This is a genomic window from Maritimimonas rapanae, assembly GCF_057837205.1.
In genome coordinates this window covers 1501914-1519757 of the sequence record NZ_JBYQFI010000001.1, presented here as the reverse complement: position 1 = coordinate 1519757, position 17844 = coordinate 1501914, and the positions used below count along the sequence as shown (strand labels likewise).

The window sequence follows — 17844 nt, the reverse complement described above, 5'->3', positions numbered from 1 at the left end:
TAATTGAATTAACACTACAACTAGTGTTTTTCCAAGTTTGCAAGTTGTTTTTTAATGTAATGACTAGAAAGATGTGTAAAACTTCTATTTACAACACCATTTTGATTAATAAGAATAGCTCTTGAATGATCTAAGTGTAACCAGTTGTTATCTGTATTTTTATCTAACTGAAATTGCTCTTTAGGAGTTAGCTTATATTCATTAACAAATAACTTCCATTTTTGAGGTGGATTTTTAGCATCTATTCCAATAAATAATACTTTAGGGTACTGCTTTTCTAAATAATTTACTCTTTTAACCATATTTTCTAATTGGCGATGATTTTTTGGCCAAAAATAAATTACAGCATTTGTACCTTTAATTACATCATTTAGAAGCATCTTATTTCCATAAGAATTTAAAACTGTAAGCTTTGGCAATTGAGTATTATCTGGTAAATCTTCATTAGCAGCTATTAGATCTTTAATTTCATTATTATGATTTTCATCACTAGAATGCTCAAAGAATATTTTTTTAGCTCTAAGTTTCTGCTCTTTAGAAATATAATCACTAAGACAAATATTCCACATACCTTCACCTAATAAGTTGTTTTTTAATTTTTCGTTTTTAACATTATCAGCAATAGCTTCCAAAAAGTTAACTGCCATTGGGCTTTTGCCTTCTTCTAATATTTCTTTCTCGAAACTTAAGTGATATAAGTATGTTTTTATATAATCGTGATATGCATATAAGTTGATTAAGTCGCTATCATTTAAGTCAATACTCTTCCTGAATTTATAAAATTTAGGATTCATATGTGGGTATTCTTTAAGACCCAAAGCTTTTTTATGACGGTAAGGATACGCTTCTTTTTTTCTATATAAGGGCAGTTCCATTGCAGCAACTACATATTTTTCATACAAAGGAGAAATATCAACTGCATCTTCTTTAAGCGTATAAAATAATTTTTGTTTTTCTAATAGTAAGGAATCTATTTTTAATTGGAACAAACTATCATTTAGCTTATAGAAATCGTAAAATAATTTATCTTCTTTTTCATTGATTAAGAACAAATTAGCTAATAAATTATTTTTATCGGCTCCTTTTCCGCTAAAAACTAAAGACTCGTCAAAATCCCATGTATTCAGGCGTAACAATAAACTGTCATTTGGTTCTAAAAAGATAAACTGTACTTCTGGACCATGCCTAAAAGTATACATGCCTTCTTGTATAGAGTCGAATTTAAATTGGAACTTATTTTTTTCTGATAGTTTTGTTGAATCTAATAATTCTTCTCCTTTAAAAAAGAAAATGTAAGAATCTTTAGGATTAATGATTTTACCACCAAAGTAAGTAACATCGGTGACACCTTTTTCACCAACGCAAGCCGAGAGAATAATAAAAAGTAGTAATAGTAATTTATATTTCAATAGCTTTTTCATTTATAATGAGTCCAAATCTAACATAATCTTTCTACACAGCAAAAGTAATTATCTGACCAGTTCAAACCTGTTAATTAGATGTTAAATTATATAGTTAATTATAGTTAAAACACATGCTATTTCATTACTTTTGCCAAAATTTTAAAATAAGCAATATGTTAACTGTTTCTAACTTATCAGTACAATTTGGAAAACGTATTTTATTCGATGAAGTTAATACAACTTTTACTAAAGGTAATTGTTATGGTATTATAGGTGCTAATGGTGCTGGTAAGTCAACTTTTTTAAAGATTCTTTCTGGTCAGCAAGAGCCTACTTCTGGTACAGTTTCGTTAGAAACGGGTAAGAGAATGTCAGTTCTTTCTCAAGACCACTTTGCTTATGACGAATTTCCGGTTTTAGAAACTGTTTTAAAAGGGAATAAGCCTTTGTATGAAGTAAAAACTGAAATGGATAAACTGTATGCCGATTATTCGGATGCTAATGCTGATAGAATAGGAGAATTGCAAGTACAGTATGAAGAAATGGATGGATGGAATGCCGAAAGTGATGCAGCTGCCTTGTTATCTAATCTAGGTATAAAAGAAAATGCTCATTATACGTTAATGGGTGATTTGGATGGTAAATCTAAAGTACGTGTGTTAATAGCACAGGCACTATTTGGAAACCCTGATGTATTAATTATGGATGAGCCAACCAACGATTTAGATTACGAAACTATTTCTTGGTTAGAGCATTTTTTAGCGAATTATGATAATACTGTAATTGTAGTTTCCCACGATAGACACTTTTTAGACGCTGTTTGTACTCATATTTCCGATATTGATTTTGGTAAGATAAATCATTACTCTGGTAATTATACATTTTGGTACGAATCAAGTCAATTAGCTGCACGTCAGAGAGCTCAGCAAAACAAAAAGGCTGAGGATAAGAAAAAAGAACTAGAAGAATTTATTCGTCGTTTTTCTGCCAATGTTGCAAAATCTAAACAAGCAACTAGTAGAAAAAAGATGATTGAAAAATTAAATATAGAAGATATAAAACCTTCGAGCAGAAGGTATCCTGCTATTATTTTTGATCGTGATCGCGAAGCTGGTGACCAAATTCTAAATGTAGAGGGATTAAGTAAAACTCTTGACGGAGAACTATTATTTAAAGACATTCATATAAACTTAACTAAAGGAGATAAAGTTGTTGTTTTTTCTAGAAATTCTAAGGCTGTTACTGCTTTTTATGAGATTTTAAATGATAATTTAAAATCTGATTCTGGCAAATACTCTTGGGGTGTTACTACAAGTCAATCGTACTTACCATTAGATAATTCTGAGTTTTTTAAAAGCGATCTAACTTTGGTTGATTGGCTACGTCAGTGGGCAACAACTGAAGAAGAGCGCGAAGAAGTCTATATACGCGGATTTTTAGGAAAAATGATCTTTAGTGGAGAGGAGGCATTAAAGAAATGTAATGTTTTATCTGGTGGAGAAAAAGTACGTTGTATGCTTTCTAGAATGATGATGATTAGAGCGAATGTTTTGTTACTAGATGAACCAACAAATCACTTAGATCTAGAATCTATTCAGGCTTTTAATAACTCATTAAAGAACTTTAAAGGAACTGTATTATTTTCTACACATGATCATGAGTTTGCACAGACTGTTGGTAATCGCATTATTGAATTAACACCTAGTGGTGTTATAGATCGTTATATGACTTTTGATGAGTATTTTCAAGATGCTAAGATAAAAGAGTTAAGAAGTAAGATGTATTCTTAAATAGCTTATTAATATAAATTTAAAAACCGATTGAAATCTCAATCGGTTTTTTTCGTTATATAACTTATATTTATAATAAATAAATCAAAAATGAAAAACCAAAAATCAATTATGGCTATGTTAGCCATAACTTTAGTAATCTTGTGTACATCTTGTTCTAGCGACGAAAGTGTTGATAGCGGCGACCCTTATTTTAGTGCTAGAATCAATGGTGAATTATTTGAAGCTACTAAGCTATCTCAATCTACCATAATTCAATATTCTAATGGACAACGTTTTGATATTACTGCAGAAAACGATAAATACAAAATACAATTTGCCATAGCTAATAGAAATCTTAATGAATGTATGCCATCGGGTAGTTATGACAATTATGGTAATGGTACAGAAGTTTTAATGGTTATTTATTTTAAAAATCAAGAAAATAACAATTCATTTTCAGTACACTATGCAGTTGAAAATAATGATGGTATCCCTCAAGAGTTTGCCTCAGTAACTTCTTGTTCTGAGAGTAAAGTTTCGGGCACTTTTTCAGGTGAATATTATTTTAAAGATGATCCAAATGATCCTTTAGGATATCCTGAAGATCTAGAAATTACTGAAGGATTATTTCGAAATATAGAATACATTTTGCTAAGAGCAAATTAATAAAAGTAAAAAAGGAAGCTTTTAGCTTCCTTTTGATAATTATTTTTTACCCTTTTCTTGTTTTGTATAGGCCAACCTTCTAGATGCTTTGCGCATGAGAACATTTATTAGATCTTCAGGACTACTGCCAATACTGCCTCGTACTTTCTTATTATAATTCCACAATAATTCCCCGTCGATGGCATTATGAACACTCATATTGATAATTGCGTTATTTGTTGCTCCCCAAAAACCGATTAATAACCCTAAAGCAACTGAAGCACCTTCAGACATTGGCTTATTGGTTTCGAATTCGCCAGAAATAATTGCGTCTACTTCTAATATTTTTGCTAATTCTTGTGGAGTATATTCATTCAGATTGTCATAATCTATATTTTGTTTTTTCAATAATGTCGTTGTAACTTTTGGGTCTTGAACGGTTATATGTAATAATTTACCTCTTTTTTTTCGTTTTAAAAACCAAGAGAACATAGCTGTTTGTATGCTTTCTCCTTCAGCTTTTTCTAATCTATGCAGCTTTTCATCAGTCATGTCCTTCATTTGTTTTGGACGCAATTTTACTTGAGTTTTAAATGGGACTACTGCAATTATTTTATGATTTTTTGCTATTTCATCAAATTTAGGGTTCTCGTAAAGACTTGTTTGAGCAGTTGAAAAAGTAATAGTAAATAAGAAAAATAGAAATAAAAGTTTTTTCATGTTTTTTGGTTTTAAAATTAAAAAAGGCGAATATAAAATATTGTAAAAAAAATACCTCAATTTAATTGAGGTATTTTAATATTTATTTTCTAAAATGCTAAAGCCGTACTACTTCGTAGTAGTCATTTCCTTTTTTATAAAACACACCTCGACATTTATAATATTTTTTACCAGCCATGCTAACAATTTCACCTCCTTTTGGTAAAAATGTAATTCGAGCTCCTTTTGGTGCAGGTTTTAAAACATACTTATTATTCATTTTTGTATGCCACAATCCATCAATTACATAATAGGTAATACCATCATGTTTTGTAACTTTTTCTTGTTTCTCAGTATGCTTAATCGTTTCTTTTTCTTGGGCTTGACTAATAGTTAACCCTAAGAAAGCAATTAGCATTAATAAAACATTTTTCAACTTATTCATTTGTACAAGATTAATTTAGATTATTAATTCAGTTTAATAACGTAGTTTCTGTTAGTTTCTTGTACGTTTTTGTAAATTGCTCTTACGCTTGTCTCTAAAGTCTCGCAATAACTTTTTGTTAAAGTCTTGCTCAGCTTTAAAAAGCATTATTATTTTCTTGCCAGAGACAATATTTTTAAGTTTTTGCTGTAATTCTTGTTTAGCCTTAGCGACATTAAAATCTATTTCTATAAATTCGCTTAAAATGGCATTTGCTTCAGTATCAGATAGCTGATTAACACCACCTGCTACTCGCATTCTTCTGGTCAATTCTCTTGTTTTTAATGTTTTTAAGGTATAGATTTTTTTATCATACTCATTATATACTGGCCAGAATTGTTGTGCTTCTTTTGATGAAAGATCTAATGCGTTTGTTATAAATGCAGTTTTCATTGCTTTAATTTTTTCTCTAGCATTTTGCTGAGCAAAACTTTGCAATGAAAACATGGTGATTAGTAGTATAAAAAAAATCTTTTTCATTAATTTTTTAATTTTCCAGAATCATACTTTCAACATCCGTGCCATTTAAATAATCTAGCAATTCTGTATCATCGTCAAAAGTATCATTTTCGGTTAAATCAACATCATTAAAAACTTCTGCAATTTCATAACTATCTAGTGATATTAGATCATCTTCTATCCATTTATCAACTTCTGCTTCAACAACAGTAGTATTTATAGGAGAATTATTATTATAGTTAACCATGATTATAAGTAGTAAAGAAGCAGCTACTGCCAAAGGTATAAGTACTTTTTTAATCTTAGAATTTAATGAAACTACTTTAGGTTCTTTTACTTTTTCTTCCTTCAATCGATCAAAGACTCTATCTTCTAATGTCTCAAAGTAATCTTTTGGTATATCAAAACTTTCGGTTTTAATAAATTCTTTTCCTAATTTATTAAATACATCATCTTCTACTGTTTTAAAATAACCTTTAGGTATGGCGTAACCTTCCTTAAGAGGGAATTTTTCAGTTTTTAGTTCAGACATAACAGTATCTTCTACAGTATCAAAATATCCTTTTGGAACCTTGAATCCGCTGCCTTTTTGTTTTAATATGTCTAAAATATTCTGTTTCATTTCGCCAATTAGACTAAAAAATACTTAAATGGTTTAATATTATTGTGTTAAAATATGTTCAATTTTTTTTACTGCATGATGATATGATGCTTTTAGTGATCCAACAGAAGTTTCTAGAACTTCTGAAATTTCTTTGTATTTCATATCATCAAAATACTTCATATTAAATACTAACTGCTGTTTTTGTGGCAAGGTAGCGATTGCTTTTTGCAATTTTAATTGCATCTCGTCACCATCATAATGTACATCTGCCTCTAAGCTTTCTGTTAGCTTGTATTGCATTTCGCTAATATCTACATTATTAGCTTTTGCTTTTTTATTGATAAATGTTATCGATTCATTGGTTGCAATACGATACATCCAAGAATAAAGCTTGCTATCGGCATTAAATTTATCAATATTTCTATAAACTTTTATGAAAGTATTTTGTAATACATCATCGGTGTCATCATGTGAAATAACGATCTTACGAATATGCCAATACAATCGCTCTTTATATTGCGTCATTAATTCTCTGAAAGCAATATCTTGAGTTTGAGTATTTTTTAACTGTTCGATAAGTACCGATTCTTCTATCACTAAGTTTGGATTTTGTACTTAGACTATTAACGAAGAAAAAGGTTTAATATTGAATTTTAAAAACGAACACTAGCTTTAACATTTAATACTCTACCCGATAAGAAGTTTGGTACAGCTACAGATTGTTGTGAAGCGATATCACGCACCCAAGTATTGGTAATAGAGTTTTGAACATCGAACATATTAAATAGCTCGATGCCTACAGAAAATTCTTTGAATTTTTGTAGCCAAGTAGCTTGAGGTTTCTTTTTTTGATCTACTAAAACATATGAAATACCAACATCTGATCTAAAATAATCTTTTAATCTATTTTGGAAGATATAAGGATCGGCATAAGAGGGAGAGCCACCAGGTACACCTGTATTGTAAACCATGTTTAAATACATTTTTAAATTAGGATTACTTGGTACATAATCTTGAAAGAGGATGGCAAATTTCAATCGCTGATCTGTTGGTCTGGAGATGTAACCTCGATCTTCAATATTTTCTTTTGTTACCAAATAACCAAAGGTTACATAGGATTCAGTTCCTGGAACAAATTCACCATTTAAACGAGCATCAAAACCCGTTGCAAAAGCCTTAGCATTATTTCTTGCTCTATATCTAATTTGTACATTATCTACCGTAAACGGATTTACATCTGATAATGATTTGTAATATGCTTCAGTAACTAATTTAAAAGGTCTGTCCCAGAGCTTAAAACTATAATCATTGCCTAATACAAAATGTATAGAGCGTTGTGCTTTTACTTCTGGATGTACAGTACCTAGAGAATCTCTAAGTTCACGATAAAAAGGAGGTTGATAATAATACCCACCAGACAATCTAAAAAGCATGTCTTTTTGCCAATCTGGCTTGAAAGCAAATTGAACTCTTGGGCTTACAACTGTATGTTTATCTGAAGCTTCATTTTTTGGTTTAATGGTCCAGTTTTGGGTTCTAACACCTAGATTCATCCATAATTGATGGTTATTAATATCAAATTGTCGACTCCATTGCGCAAATCCAGAAACACGATTTGTGGTCACATCATTAAAAGCTCTAGCACTTGTAAACGGTACTATAGGGCCTGTAAACGAATTGTAAGGTTCATCATTTCTTGGTAATAGGTTAGGAGGTCTTAATGAGAAACCAGCTGAATCTATCACCTCCCATTCAATAATTCTATCCTTTATGTTTTCAGTTTGATATTTTACACCAACTTCGAAGACATTATCATCCTTTTTTATAGTAGCTTTTAATTGAACGTTAGAAATGAGAGCATCCAAATCATTACGAGCATGATCTAATTGAGAACCAATGGCTTGTACAAACTCTACATCACCGAAGTTATCACTGCCAAAATCTGCATTGACTTCTCCTATACCATACGATCCAAAAATATCAAAATGTTCTTCTTCTTGAGTATTGTATGTTGATGTGATTAAATTAAATACAAGATTGTCGTTAGCTACATATGTAGCTTTTAATGCTCCAAATAAGGTCAAATAGTTGTCATTTTCACGCCCTTGATAATTTACAACCAATGCTTGTGTATTTGCAATAGTACCAAAATTTGTTCTACGAGTTATGGGTGTATAATCATAATTATTTAATGAAAACGTACCAAGAAAATCGATGTTGAATTTATTATTGAAATTATAAGATAAATAGGTTTGTGCGTCAGTGAAATTTGGCTTAAAGTTGGTTTCGGTGTCTTTAGAATTCACAAAAAGACTATTATTTCTATAGCGTACACCTAAAATTGCAGATAGTTTCTCATCTAACATTAATCCTTCTATAGTTGCACTAGCTCCCAACAAACTAGCATCTGCCTCTATACTAAATTCCTTTGGTTTTTTATAAGTAATATCTAAAACAGAAGATAATTTGTCTCCATATTTAGCTTGAAAACCACCTGCAGAAAATCTTACATTCCTGGTAAGATTTGGATTTACAAAACTTAAACCTTCTTGTTGGCCAGAACGTACTAAAAAAGGACGATATACTTCAATTCCGTTTACATAGACTAGATTTTCGTCGTAATTACCACCACGAACATTGTATTGAGTACTTAATTCGTTATTTCCACTAACACCTAAGCCAATATTTCGTAAAGTTGCTTCTATACCAGCGTTTGCGCTAGGTAGTTCTTTGGTAGTCTTTACATCTACTTTATCAATGCCTTGTACTTTATCTCTTTTATCTTCAACTACAACTTCTTTAATCTGTTCTGTTCTTGTTTTTAGCTTAGGAGAAAAAGTTACTGTACGATTTCTAGGAACGCGAATTCTTTTGGAAAGAGATTCAAAGGAAACATGACTAAATATAATTGTAATGAATTTACCCGATGGAATTTGTAGTTGATATTCACCATTACTATTAGAAGCTGTACCACTTTCTTCAAAACGAATAGTTACACCTTCTATGGGTTTACCACTTTCATCTTTTATAATACCTTTTAAAGTACCTGTTTGGGCATGCAAGAATGTTGTAAATAAAAAAAAGACAAAAATTACTGCAATCGAACTTTTCAAAAAAAGAAGCTTTACGTTCTAAAATTTATGATTTTCTATAAAACGTTGCAATATACGTATTCGTATTGTTAACATTATCAACTGCAATTAGTTTTAATGTATGTTTTTCGCCCGTTAAAACTTTATCATTAAAGTCATAGGTTAATAATCCTTTTTTGGCATCAAATTCCATTAAAATCCACTCGCCATCAATTTCCGCTCGGTATGATTTTATACCAGAAAGGCTATCAGAAATTCTAAACTTTAAATACCTGTATTTGCTTAGGTCTTGATCTTCTTTAAAACCTATAGGCTTAATTTTAGGTTTTTGATTATCAGAAAATAAAGCATAATTACCTAATGTTTTATTTAAAGTATATAGTTTATTTTCTTTACGTCTGGTATTAGAATAATACGGTATACCTTTCGTATTAATCCTTCCTATAAATAATTTATCTTGTTCTGCTTTTTGGTATTTAGAAACGTTAAATGTTAATGTAAAATTTTTATGAACTGGCACACCAGGATTATGAAGCTTTACAACATCATTTTCATGTTTGAAGTCAAAATAAAAGTCTCTATAAAAACTTCGCTTAGGAAAAGCCACTGTAACTGTACTATCAGAAACTTTATTAAATACATTTCTTTTAAAATAATATGGTGTTTTATTAACTTGATTCTTTAAATAAATGGAATCTTTTTTCCCTTTTACTGGAATAATTAGTTTTGTTTTATTCCCTTTAAAATCTGTAGCTATAATTTGCACAGTATATGAAGACCCATCTTCAACTTTTAAATATCCTTTATTAACGAGATTTTTATAAATGCTTAATTTATTGGCAGGCTCAACAAAACATTTTTGAATACGTTGTCTTTTTTTATAAAAACGACTGTAATCAACCAAAGTATTTATATAACGAGACTCACTAAAAGAGAAAGTATTTACAGTATGTTGGTAAGTAGTTCTACCGTTAACCTTCATTTCGAGATCAAACAATCCATTATTATTTAAAGCCCCATTTTGTTTATCGATAGCATTAATACCAAACCCAATTGTACCGTAGGCTTCAATTTTTTGAGCTATTAAACTACCATCTGGTTGCTTATTTATATTTAATTCTTTGATGCGATTACTTTGATTTACATGCGAAGTATCACCAAAAGAATAGACTACACCAGCTCTAATTTCAGGAGTTTTAGTATCGGCAACACTAATACCAAAATGCATAGGATTGATTGGCTTGGCATCCGAACCTCTAATTTCGTAATGCAGATGAGGTCCACCAGAACTACCACTATTACCACTAAAGGCAATTACCTCACCTTTTTCAACTTTTAATTCGTTAGATTTTGGAAACAGCTGAATAACAAAACTCTCTTTCTCATATTGTTTTTTCTTAACATACTCTTCAATCTTAGGTGAGAATTTTTTTAGATGCCCATATACAGTTGTGTATCCATTAGGATGCGTTACATACAAGGCTTTACCATAACCCCAATGCGATATTTTAATACGCGAAATATAACCCTCGGCAGAAGAGAATACGTTTAAACCTGTACGCTTCTGGGTTTTAATGTCTAACCCTGAGTGAAAATGATTACTTCTTAATTCACCAAATGTTCCACTAAGAATTAAAGGTATATCTAACGGCTTTCTAAAATAATTTTCTGGATAAGCCATTTGAGAATTAGACCATAAACAAGTACCCAGAAATAATAAAACTAAAAATATTCTCCCCATAATTGCGGCTAAAATACATATTCAAAATATAAATTAAAAATCAAATATTAATGATTTGTTTATCAGTATTTTGTGTATAAGTTTTAATATAAATTATTAAAAGAGTTGCTTAATTAAAACAGTAATACTAAATTTGTTGATATAGTTTATACTCTTTGTATTGATGAGTAATGTTTTAGAAATAGTTGATTCACTGCAAAGTAAATTAGATAAGTTACTTTCTAAATATAAATTGTTACAGATAGAGAATCAACAATTACTTGAAAAAAGTGACAAGCTTGTTCAAGAGATAGATTCGCAAAAGCAATCTATTCATCAATTAGAAAGCAAATACGAGTCATTAAGAATTGCAAATGCAATTGTAGGCAGCAAAGAAGATAAACATACAACTAAACTAAAAATAAATACGTTAATACGCGAAATTGATAAATGTATAGCTCAGTTGGGTGAGTAAATTCTATATGGATGACAATCTTAGAATAAAAGTTACGATAGGAGATAGAGTTTACCCCTTAACAATTAAAAGTGAAGGTGAAGAAGAGGGTATTCGCAAAGCTGTAAAGAAAATAAACGACCTTATAAAGAAGTTTGAAGAGAATTATGAGGTAAGAGATAAACAAGATGTGCTAGCTATGTGTGCACTACAGTTTGCATCTTTACAAGAAGTTAAAAGTATTTATAATGAGCAAGATGCTCATAGAATAGAAGATAAATTAAAAGAAATGAGTGCCGTTTTAGACACCCATTTATAAGTTCTTTAAAATATAACAATTTACTGCCTACATTAGTTATTTGTTTGTTAAACTCAACACTATTATATTAAAAAGGGTGAGTTTTAATTGCGAAAGCGCGCCACTTTTATGTGGATTTTTGACCAATTAGTTAGCCCTAAACTTGTTTTACAAGGAGTTTAAAAACCCCAAACTAGTGTAGGTTTTTTTATACTTAAAATTAACGAAATGGAAGGAATGATAATGCCAATATTTGTTGGCGTAGTAGGTTTAATTATAGGTTTTATTATAGCCAAAGCTTTAGAAAAAAATAAAGCATCATTAATACTTAAAAATGCCAAAAAACAAGCCTCTTCAATATTAAAAGAAGCCCGATTAGAAGGAGAAACACTAAAAAAAGATAAAATATTACAAGCCAAAGAAAAATTTATAGAGCTTAAAACAGAACACGAAAAAGTAATCTTAGCCCGCGATAAGAAAGTTTCTGAAGGCGAAAAGAGAATACGAGAAAAAGAATCTAAAGTATCTCAAGAACTAGACAAAAATAAGAAGCTAAATAAATCTTTAGAAGCGAAAGAAGCTGATTATAATTATCGCTTAGAATTTTTAGAAAAGAGAAAAGTAGAAACTGAAAAACTCCACAAAAAACAAGTAGAACAATTAGAAGTAATTTCTGGTCTGTCTGCTGATGATGCAAAGTCTCAATTAGTCGAATCTTTAAAAGAAGAAGCAAAGACTGATGCTATGGGTTTTATACAAGATACTTTAGAAGAAGCTAAGTTAACTGCACAGCAAGAAGCTAAAAAAATTGTATTAAGCACTATTCAGCGTGTTGGTGTTGAGCAAACTGTAGAAAATTGCGTTTCGGTATTTAACTTAGAGTCTGATGACGTTAAAGGACGTATAATTGGTAGAGAAGGACGTAATATTAGAGCATTAGAATCTGCAACGGGAGTTGAAATTATTGTTGATGATACACCAGAAGCTATTATTCTTTCTTGTTTTGACCCTATTCGCAGAGAGATTGCACGTTTGTCTATGCATAAACTAGTTACCGACGGTAGAATACATCCTGCCCGTATAGAAGAAGTAGTTGCAAAGACAAAGAAAGAAATTAATCAAGAAATTATTGAAGTAGGTAAGCGTACAGTAATTGATCTTGGAATTCATGGATTGCATCCAGAATTAATTAAAACTGTGGGACGAATGAAGTATCGTTCTTCTTATGGACAAAACCTATTACAGCACTCACGAGAAGTTGCTAATCTTTGTGCTTTAATGGCAGCAGAATTAGGTTTAAATCCTAAAGTTGCCAAAAGAGCAGGATTATTACATGATATAGGTAAAGTGCCAGAAACAGAAAGCGAATTACCACATGCTTTACTGGGTATGGAATGGGCTGAAAAATACGGTGAAAAGAAAGATGTATGTAACGCCATAGGAGCTCATCATGACGAGATAGAAATGAAATCGTTAATTGCACCTATTGTTCAAGTTTGTGATGCTATTTCAGGTGCAAGACCGGGTGCAAGACGTCAAGTGTTAGATTCGTACATACAACGATTAAAAGATCTAGAAGATGTTGCCTTTGGTTTTACAGGTGTTCAAAAAGCATATGCAATACAAGCTGGTCGAGAATTACGAGTGATCGTAGAAAGTGAAAAGGTCGATGATTTGAAGGCGTCAGAATTATCTTTTAATATATCTCAGAAAATTCAAAACGATATGACTTATCCAGGTCAGGTTCGTGTAACGGTAATTAGAGAAACAAGAGCTGTAAATATAGCTAAGTAAAATATACTAATTCAAATATTGTAGAAAGTCCTTTTTAAGTTTTTTGAAAAGGACTTTTTACTTTCTAGGATGGTATTTTTCTACAATTTCCTTTAAAAAAGTTTTATCTACGTGCATATAAATTTCTGTAGTAGTAATACTTTCATGTCCTAACATTTGTTGTATAGACCGCAGATCTGCTCCACGTTCGAGTAGGTGAGTAGCAAAGGAATGACGAAATGTATGAGGACTCACATTCTTTCTTACCCCTGCTTTTTCAGAAGCTTCTTTTACAATTAAGAAAATCATATTTCTAGTTAATTGCTTCCCTCTTCGGTTTAAGAAAAGTGTGTCTTCAAACCCTTTTTGAGGTTTTATATGATTGCGTACTTGATTTATATAAATTAGAATCAATTTTTGTGTATGTAAGTTTATAGGTACAAAACGTTGTTTATCACCTTTGCCAATTACACGAATAAAACCTTCATCAAAAAACAAATCTGAAAGTTGTAAAGTAATAAGTTCTGTAACTCGTAAGCCACAACTATACAAAGTTTCTAATATAGTTTTATTTCGTTGTCCTTGAGAATGGCTAAGGTCTATAGAGTTAATTATTTTATTGATTTCTCCTTCAGAAAGGGTATCTGGCAATTTTCTGCCAATTTTTGGAGTTTCTATTAGTTGTGTAGGATTATCTTTTCTATAATCTTCAAATATTAAATAATCAAAAAAACTACGAAGCCCAGATATGGTACGAGACTGTGATCGAGCATTTACAGATTTGGCAATCTCATAAACAAATTGTTGAATTGTTTCTTCTGATATTTTAAAAGGAGAAGTGGTAATATTGTTTTCTTCTAGAAATAAAATTAATTTTTTTACATCTCTGGCATAACTTTCAATTGAATTATGCGATAAGCCTCGTTCAATTTTAAGATATAACTGATAATCTTTTAATGCGTTCTGCCAATTCATAACCAAAAACCACTTCTTTTTTTAGTATATTGCAATATAACTTTAAATCAATTATTATGAAAAAAATGAGTTTAGTTATCCTATTAGCAGTTTTTAGTATAACTTCTATAAATGCTCAAGGAGAAACTAGTTTTGGTGTAACAGGTGGTTTTATTAATGGCTCTGGTAAAGCTACTGTAGCTGGTTTTGATGTAGCTGAAGTACAGAATGGTTCTGGGTTCTTCATTGGATTATTAGCTGACATTGGCGTGGCTGAAAAATTTAGTGTTCAGCCTGAAGTACTTTATGCTGGAATAGATGGAGAAGGAGTGATATTAATACCAGTTATGGCTAAATATTATATTGCAGAAAAATTTAACTTACAAGCTGGACCTCAGTTAGACTTTTTAACAGGATTAAATGAACTTGAAAAAAGAGCAATTAAAACAACAGGATTTAGTTTAGGTTTTGGTGCAGGATTTGATATAAATGAAAATTTTGCGGTACAAGCTAGATATAATGTTGGGTTAAATAATAGAGTTGATAGTGGTTTAACTGACCTTATTGATGATTTAAATATACCAATTATTGGAGGTTTGATCAATCCAGAACTTAAAGTAAATACTTTTCAAATAGGATTAGTCTATAAATTTAATTAATATAAAAGGCGGCTAACTGGCCGCCTTTTTTATAGTTTAAGTAATATTTTCTTACCAAGCATAACCTAGAGCTACTCCTAAGCTTATAGCGGTTGAATTAACAGAAACTGCTAAATCATCTGAGCTACCAGAAACAAAACCTAAGCCTGCAAAAACATCTAAAGCAAAATGTTCACCGAAAATCCATTGATGGCCAACTTCTCCTCCTATAGTGAAAAAGCCTGCTGAATTATTGAAATCATCTTCTAAAGAAAAGTATCCAGCAGAAGGCCCAGCATGCCATCCTCTAAGAGCTTCACCACTAGAGAAATAAAATCTATATTCAGCACCAGCTCCAAAACCTGAAACATCAGAAATGTTATAATACAAACCAGATATCGTTAAAGTTTGCGTATCATTTGTAGAGAATTCGTACCCAGCGTTAGCTACACCAAAAGCAAGTCCAATAGGATTAGCTTTAATAGCTTGTTCTTGAGCATTAACAAATGAGAATGTTACTAGAGCAATAGCTGCTAAAATTAATTTTTTCATAATTTTTTGTTTTAATGATTAATTTTTGAATTAATATAAACGTTATAAATAGCTTTTATTGTACAAATTCTTTTTTCATCAAAAATTATTAAATATTTGATTATCAATATTTTATAAAATATTAATTTAATTAATTATTGTAGATAGCTGAAAATCAAATAGAAAGAATATTATACATTTTTATTATTGATTTTTGTTTCAATAATTGTTAATAACCATGTTTACAACATGTTAACAAATTCACTTTTCTTAATGTTATAATATATAATTTGAAGTATGAAATTTCAAAAAAACATGAATTATGAAAAAAATAATTTTAGCGGTAATGACAGTTTGCGCATTTGCTAGTGTAAACGCACAAAATTTTAGAGCTGGTTTAACAGTAGGTTTACCTATTGGAGATGCAGGCGACCTTTCCACATTTAATGCGGGAATAGACTTAGATGCTTTATGGGAGGTGTCTGACGATTTTAAAGCAGGTGTTGCAACGGGTTATAATCATTCATTCGGTGATGATATTGATTTAGGCCCTTTAGGATCAATTGAAGTTGATGATTTTCAATATATTCCCTTGGCTGGGGCTGCTCGATTTAACGCATCTGATGATTTTCAAATTGGTGCTGACCTAGGTTATGCTATTGCTGTTGGAGATGGAGATGGAGGTTTTTACTATCGCCCTATGGTTGGATATAATGTTGGAGAAAATACACAGATTACAGTTTCTTATAGAGGTATTAGTGTTGATGGAGGAAGTTTTTCAACTATTAATTTAGGCGTAAATTTCGGATTATAAGAGACTAATAATATTTTGATTAAAAAAGGAAGCATTAGTTTCCTTTTTTTATTTTAGCGATATGAAGTTAATAATTATCAATGGCCCAAATCTGAACCTGTTAGGTAAAAGAGAACCAGAAGTTTATGGTAATACCACTTTTGAAGATTTATTTAAAAAGCTACAGAATAAATATTCTGAACTTCAGTTGGATTATTTTCAATCAAATATAGAAGGGGAAATTATTGATAAACTACATGAAGTAGGTTTTGATTATAATGGTATCATTCTAAATGCTGCTGCATATACACATACTTCTGTTGGTATTGGCGATGCAGTCAAAGCAATAGAAACATCAGTTATAGAAGTGCATATTTCCAATGTATATTCTCGTGAAGAGTTTAGACATAATTCTTATATTGCACCAAATGCAAAAGGCATTATAATAGGATTTGGTCTTAGAGGATATGAGCTGGCAATAGATTCATTATTACATTAGAGCTTTAATACCATTTTAATATCACTTCTTTCATACGGACTATCAGCTTGTACGGGTACTTCTTTAAAACCATATTTTCTGTAAATATAAATGGCATTTTCAAGTTTTCTATTGGAGTAGAGTAGAATCTCCTTCCAACCCATTCTTTTTGCAAAATCTATACAATGTTGCATTAATTGTTGTCCTATTTTTAACCCTTGAAATTTAGGTAAAACAGCCATTTTACTTAACTCGTAACCTTCATCTTCGTTTATTAAAGCTACTGTACCAGCAATCTCTCCTTGATATAAGGCAAAGAAAATATAACCTCCATTATCTATTATATATTTTTTGGCATTATTTAATACCTCTTTATCATGTTCTTCAACATAAAAGAATTTTTCTAGCCACTCTATATTTAGATCTCTAAAATGACTAGCATATTCATCTTTAAAAGGTACAATGGTTATTTTAGTTGTTATCATTTTTTAAATTTTCAAGTATTCGTTTGCTAAATGATTTTTCTTTTAAGGTATTTTCTATATAGGTTACATGATCTAACAAGGTCTTGTTACTGGTAACATGGGTAATTTTTTTAGCCTCTTTTTCTACTGCGTTCCAAATAGGTTGTAATTGATCATATACTTTTTCTCCCTTGGTTGATAATTCAATTTTTCGCTTTCTTTTGTCAATTTTTCCAACTCTTGAAATCACTAATTGCTTTTTTATTAGCGCGTTAACATACTGTGTAACTGCAGGTTGGGTAACATTTAAAATTGTGCTTATTTCACTTATGGTTAAACCGCTTTGCTCTTTGACCAATTTAAATATCGGCATAAAATATGGGTCGAAATCTACATTCATAGTATTGTAAACAACAGTAGTTTCTTTCATCAATAGATCGCTTAACCGCTTTAGTCTCGATCCAATTGCGAGTTCTTTAAATTGTACTAATTGATCTTGTTGCTTAAACATATATAAATATTTATATAAATACTTATACAAATTTATAAAATTCTATTTAAATATCAAAATAGGGTAGTAGTA

20 protein-coding genes and 1 other RNA gene are annotated in these 17844 nt (G+C 30.6%); 9 read left to right on the top strand and 12 right to left on the bottom strand.

Translation table 11 applies throughout. From position 1 onward, the window contains the following. Nucleotides 1–20: 20 nt before the first annotated feature. Nucleotides 21–1421 (bottom strand): TlpA family protein disulfide reductase, encoded by a 1401-nt coding sequence (locus AC3IF2_RS07255; protein ID WP_489166408.1) that lies wholly within the window; start codon nucleotides 1419–1421, stop codon nucleotides 21–23. A gap of 155 nt (nucleotides 1422–1576) precedes the next feature. On the opposite strand from AC3IF2_RS07255, the gene AC3IF2_RS07250 reads away from it, so the two are divergent. Together AC3IF2_RS07250 and AC3IF2_RS07245 are read left to right on the top strand one after the other, a co-directional pair. Continuing rightward, nucleotides 1577–3193 carry an ABC-F family ATP-binding cassette domain-containing protein gene (locus AC3IF2_RS07250; protein ID WP_489166407.1) on the top strand — a complete coding sequence of 539 codons (1617 nt, stop codon included), beginning with the start codon at nucleotides 1577–1579 and terminating at the stop codon, nucleotides 3191–3193. A 90-nt stretch (nucleotides 3194–3283) separates the two neighbouring features. Beyond that, nucleotides 3284–3841: a DUF6252 domain-containing protein gene (locus AC3IF2_RS07245; RefSeq protein WP_489166406.1), complete on the top strand. Its 558-nt coding sequence runs from the start codon at nucleotides 3284–3286 to the stop codon at nucleotides 3839–3841. A 39-nt stretch (nucleotides 3842–3880) separates the two neighbouring features. Here AC3IF2_RS07245 and AC3IF2_RS07240 read toward each other — a convergent pair whose 3' ends face one another. The 7 genes from AC3IF2_RS07240 to AC3IF2_RS07210 all read right to left on the bottom strand — a co-directional run bounded on the left by AC3IF2_RS07240 (nucleotide 3881) and on the right by AC3IF2_RS07210 (nucleotide 10899). After that, nucleotides 3881–4540, bottom strand: coding sequence for a hypothetical protein (locus tag AC3IF2_RS07240; RefSeq protein ID WP_489166405.1), 660 nt, complete (start codon nucleotides 4538–4540; stop codon nucleotides 3881–3883). Nucleotides 4541–4637: 97 nt separating this feature from the next. Continuing rightward, complete coding sequence (locus AC3IF2_RS07235) at nucleotides 4638–4964, bottom strand: DUF6515 family protein (protein ID WP_489166404.1); 327 nt, start codon at nucleotides 4962–4964, stop codon at nucleotides 4638–4640. Between the two features lie 51 nt (nucleotides 4965–5015). Further along, the gene (locus AC3IF2_RS07230) at nucleotides 5016–5483 is read right to left on the bottom strand and encodes a sensor of ECF-type sigma factor (RefSeq protein ID WP_489166403.1); all 468 of its coding nucleotides are present in this window, start codon (nucleotides 5481–5483) and stop codon (nucleotides 5016–5018) included. A gap of 7 nt (nucleotides 5484–5490) precedes the next feature. Then, nucleotides 5491–6084: a hypothetical protein gene (locus AC3IF2_RS07225; RefSeq protein WP_489166402.1), complete on the bottom strand. Its 594-nt coding sequence runs from the start codon at nucleotides 6082–6084 to the stop codon at nucleotides 5491–5493. 39 nt (nucleotides 6085–6123) lie between these two features. After that, a complete protein-coding gene (locus AC3IF2_RS07220; RefSeq protein ID WP_489166401.1) occupies nucleotides 6124–6663 on the bottom strand; it encodes an RNA polymerase sigma factor in 540 nt (179 codons plus the stop codon). 56 nt (nucleotides 6664–6719) lie between these two features. Beyond that, nucleotides 6720–9179, bottom strand: a complete 2460-nt coding sequence (locus AC3IF2_RS07215) for a carboxypeptidase-like regulatory domain-containing protein (RefSeq protein WP_489166400.1) — start codon at nucleotides 9177–9179, stop codon at nucleotides 6720–6722. 25 nt (nucleotides 9180–9204) lie between these two features. After that, a complete protein-coding gene (locus tag AC3IF2_RS07210; RefSeq protein WP_489166399.1) occupies nucleotides 9205–10899 on the bottom strand; it encodes a M23 family metallopeptidase in 1695 nt (564 codons plus the stop codon). A 163-nt stretch (nucleotides 10900–11062) separates the two neighbouring features. Between AC3IF2_RS07210 and AC3IF2_RS07205 the strand changes: the two genes are divergently transcribed. The 4 genes from AC3IF2_RS07205 (at nucleotide 11063) to rny (ending at nucleotide 13424) form a co-directional block, all read left to right on the top strand. Next, nucleotides 11063–11353: a hypothetical protein gene (locus tag AC3IF2_RS07205; RefSeq protein ID WP_489166398.1), complete on the top strand. Its 291-nt coding sequence runs from the start codon at nucleotides 11063–11065 to the stop codon at nucleotides 11351–11353. A gap of 7 nt (nucleotides 11354–11360) precedes the next feature. Beyond that, nucleotides 11361–11651, top strand: a complete 291-nt coding sequence (locus AC3IF2_RS07200; RefSeq protein ID WP_489166913.1) for a cell division protein ZapA — start codon at nucleotides 11361–11363, stop codon at nucleotides 11649–11651. Nucleotides 11652–11702: 51 nt separating this feature from the next. Beyond that, a non-coding RNA gene (gene ssrS / locus AC3IF2_RS07195) (6S RNA) lies at nucleotides 11703–11811 on the top strand. 47 nt (nucleotides 11812–11858) lie between these two features. Then, a complete protein-coding gene (gene rny / locus AC3IF2_RS07190; protein WP_489166397.1) occupies nucleotides 11859–13424 on the top strand; it encodes a ribonuclease Y in 1566 nt (521 codons plus the stop codon). A 57-nt stretch (nucleotides 13425–13481) separates the two neighbouring features. Here rny and xerD read toward each other — a convergent pair whose 3' ends face one another. Then, on the bottom strand, nucleotides 13482–14378 hold the full coding sequence (gene xerD / locus AC3IF2_RS07185) for a site-specific tyrosine recombinase XerD (RefSeq protein ID WP_489166396.1): 897 nt from the start codon (nucleotides 14376–14378) through the stop codon (nucleotides 13482–13484). Nucleotides 14379–14434: 56 nt separating this feature from the next. On the opposite strand from xerD, the gene AC3IF2_RS07180 reads away from it, so the two are divergent. Then, a complete protein-coding gene (locus tag AC3IF2_RS07180) occupies nucleotides 14435–15016 on the top strand; it encodes a porin family protein (RefSeq protein WP_489166395.1) in 582 nt (193 codons plus the stop codon). Nucleotides 15017–15067: 51 nt separating this feature from the next. On the opposite strand, the gene AC3IF2_RS07175 is transcribed toward AC3IF2_RS07180, so the two are convergent. Continuing rightward, the gene (locus AC3IF2_RS07175) at nucleotides 15068–15547 is read right to left on the bottom strand and encodes a DUF3575 domain-containing protein (RefSeq protein ID WP_489166394.1); all 480 of its coding nucleotides are present in this window, start codon (nucleotides 15545–15547) and stop codon (nucleotides 15068–15070) included. 301 nt (nucleotides 15548–15848) lie between these two features. On the opposite strand from AC3IF2_RS07175, the gene AC3IF2_RS07170 reads away from it, so the two are divergent. Beyond that, a complete protein-coding gene (locus AC3IF2_RS07170; protein ID WP_489166393.1) occupies nucleotides 15849–16340 on the top strand; it encodes an outer membrane beta-barrel protein in 492 nt (163 codons plus the stop codon). A gap of 61 nt (nucleotides 16341–16401) precedes the next feature. Further along, nucleotides 16402–16818 carry a type II 3-dehydroquinate dehydratase gene (gene aroQ / locus AC3IF2_RS07165; RefSeq protein WP_489166392.1) on the top strand — a complete coding sequence of 139 codons (417 nt, stop codon included), beginning with the start codon at nucleotides 16402–16404 and terminating at the stop codon, nucleotides 16816–16818. Here aroQ and AC3IF2_RS07160 read toward each other — a convergent pair. Further along, nucleotides 16815–17282, bottom strand: coding sequence for a GNAT family N-acetyltransferase (locus AC3IF2_RS07160; protein ID WP_489166391.1), 468 nt, complete (start codon nucleotides 17280–17282; stop codon nucleotides 16815–16817). The two genes, aroQ and AC3IF2_RS07160, sit on opposite strands and share 4 nt — an antisense overlap. Next, nucleotides 17269–17772, bottom strand: coding sequence for a MarR family winged helix-turn-helix transcriptional regulator (locus AC3IF2_RS07155; RefSeq protein ID WP_489166390.1), 504 nt, complete (start codon nucleotides 17770–17772; stop codon nucleotides 17269–17271). Before AC3IF2_RS07155 ends, AC3IF2_RS07160 begins: the two co-directional genes overlap by 14 nt. Between the last annotated feature and the right edge of the window lie 72 nt (nucleotides 17773–17844).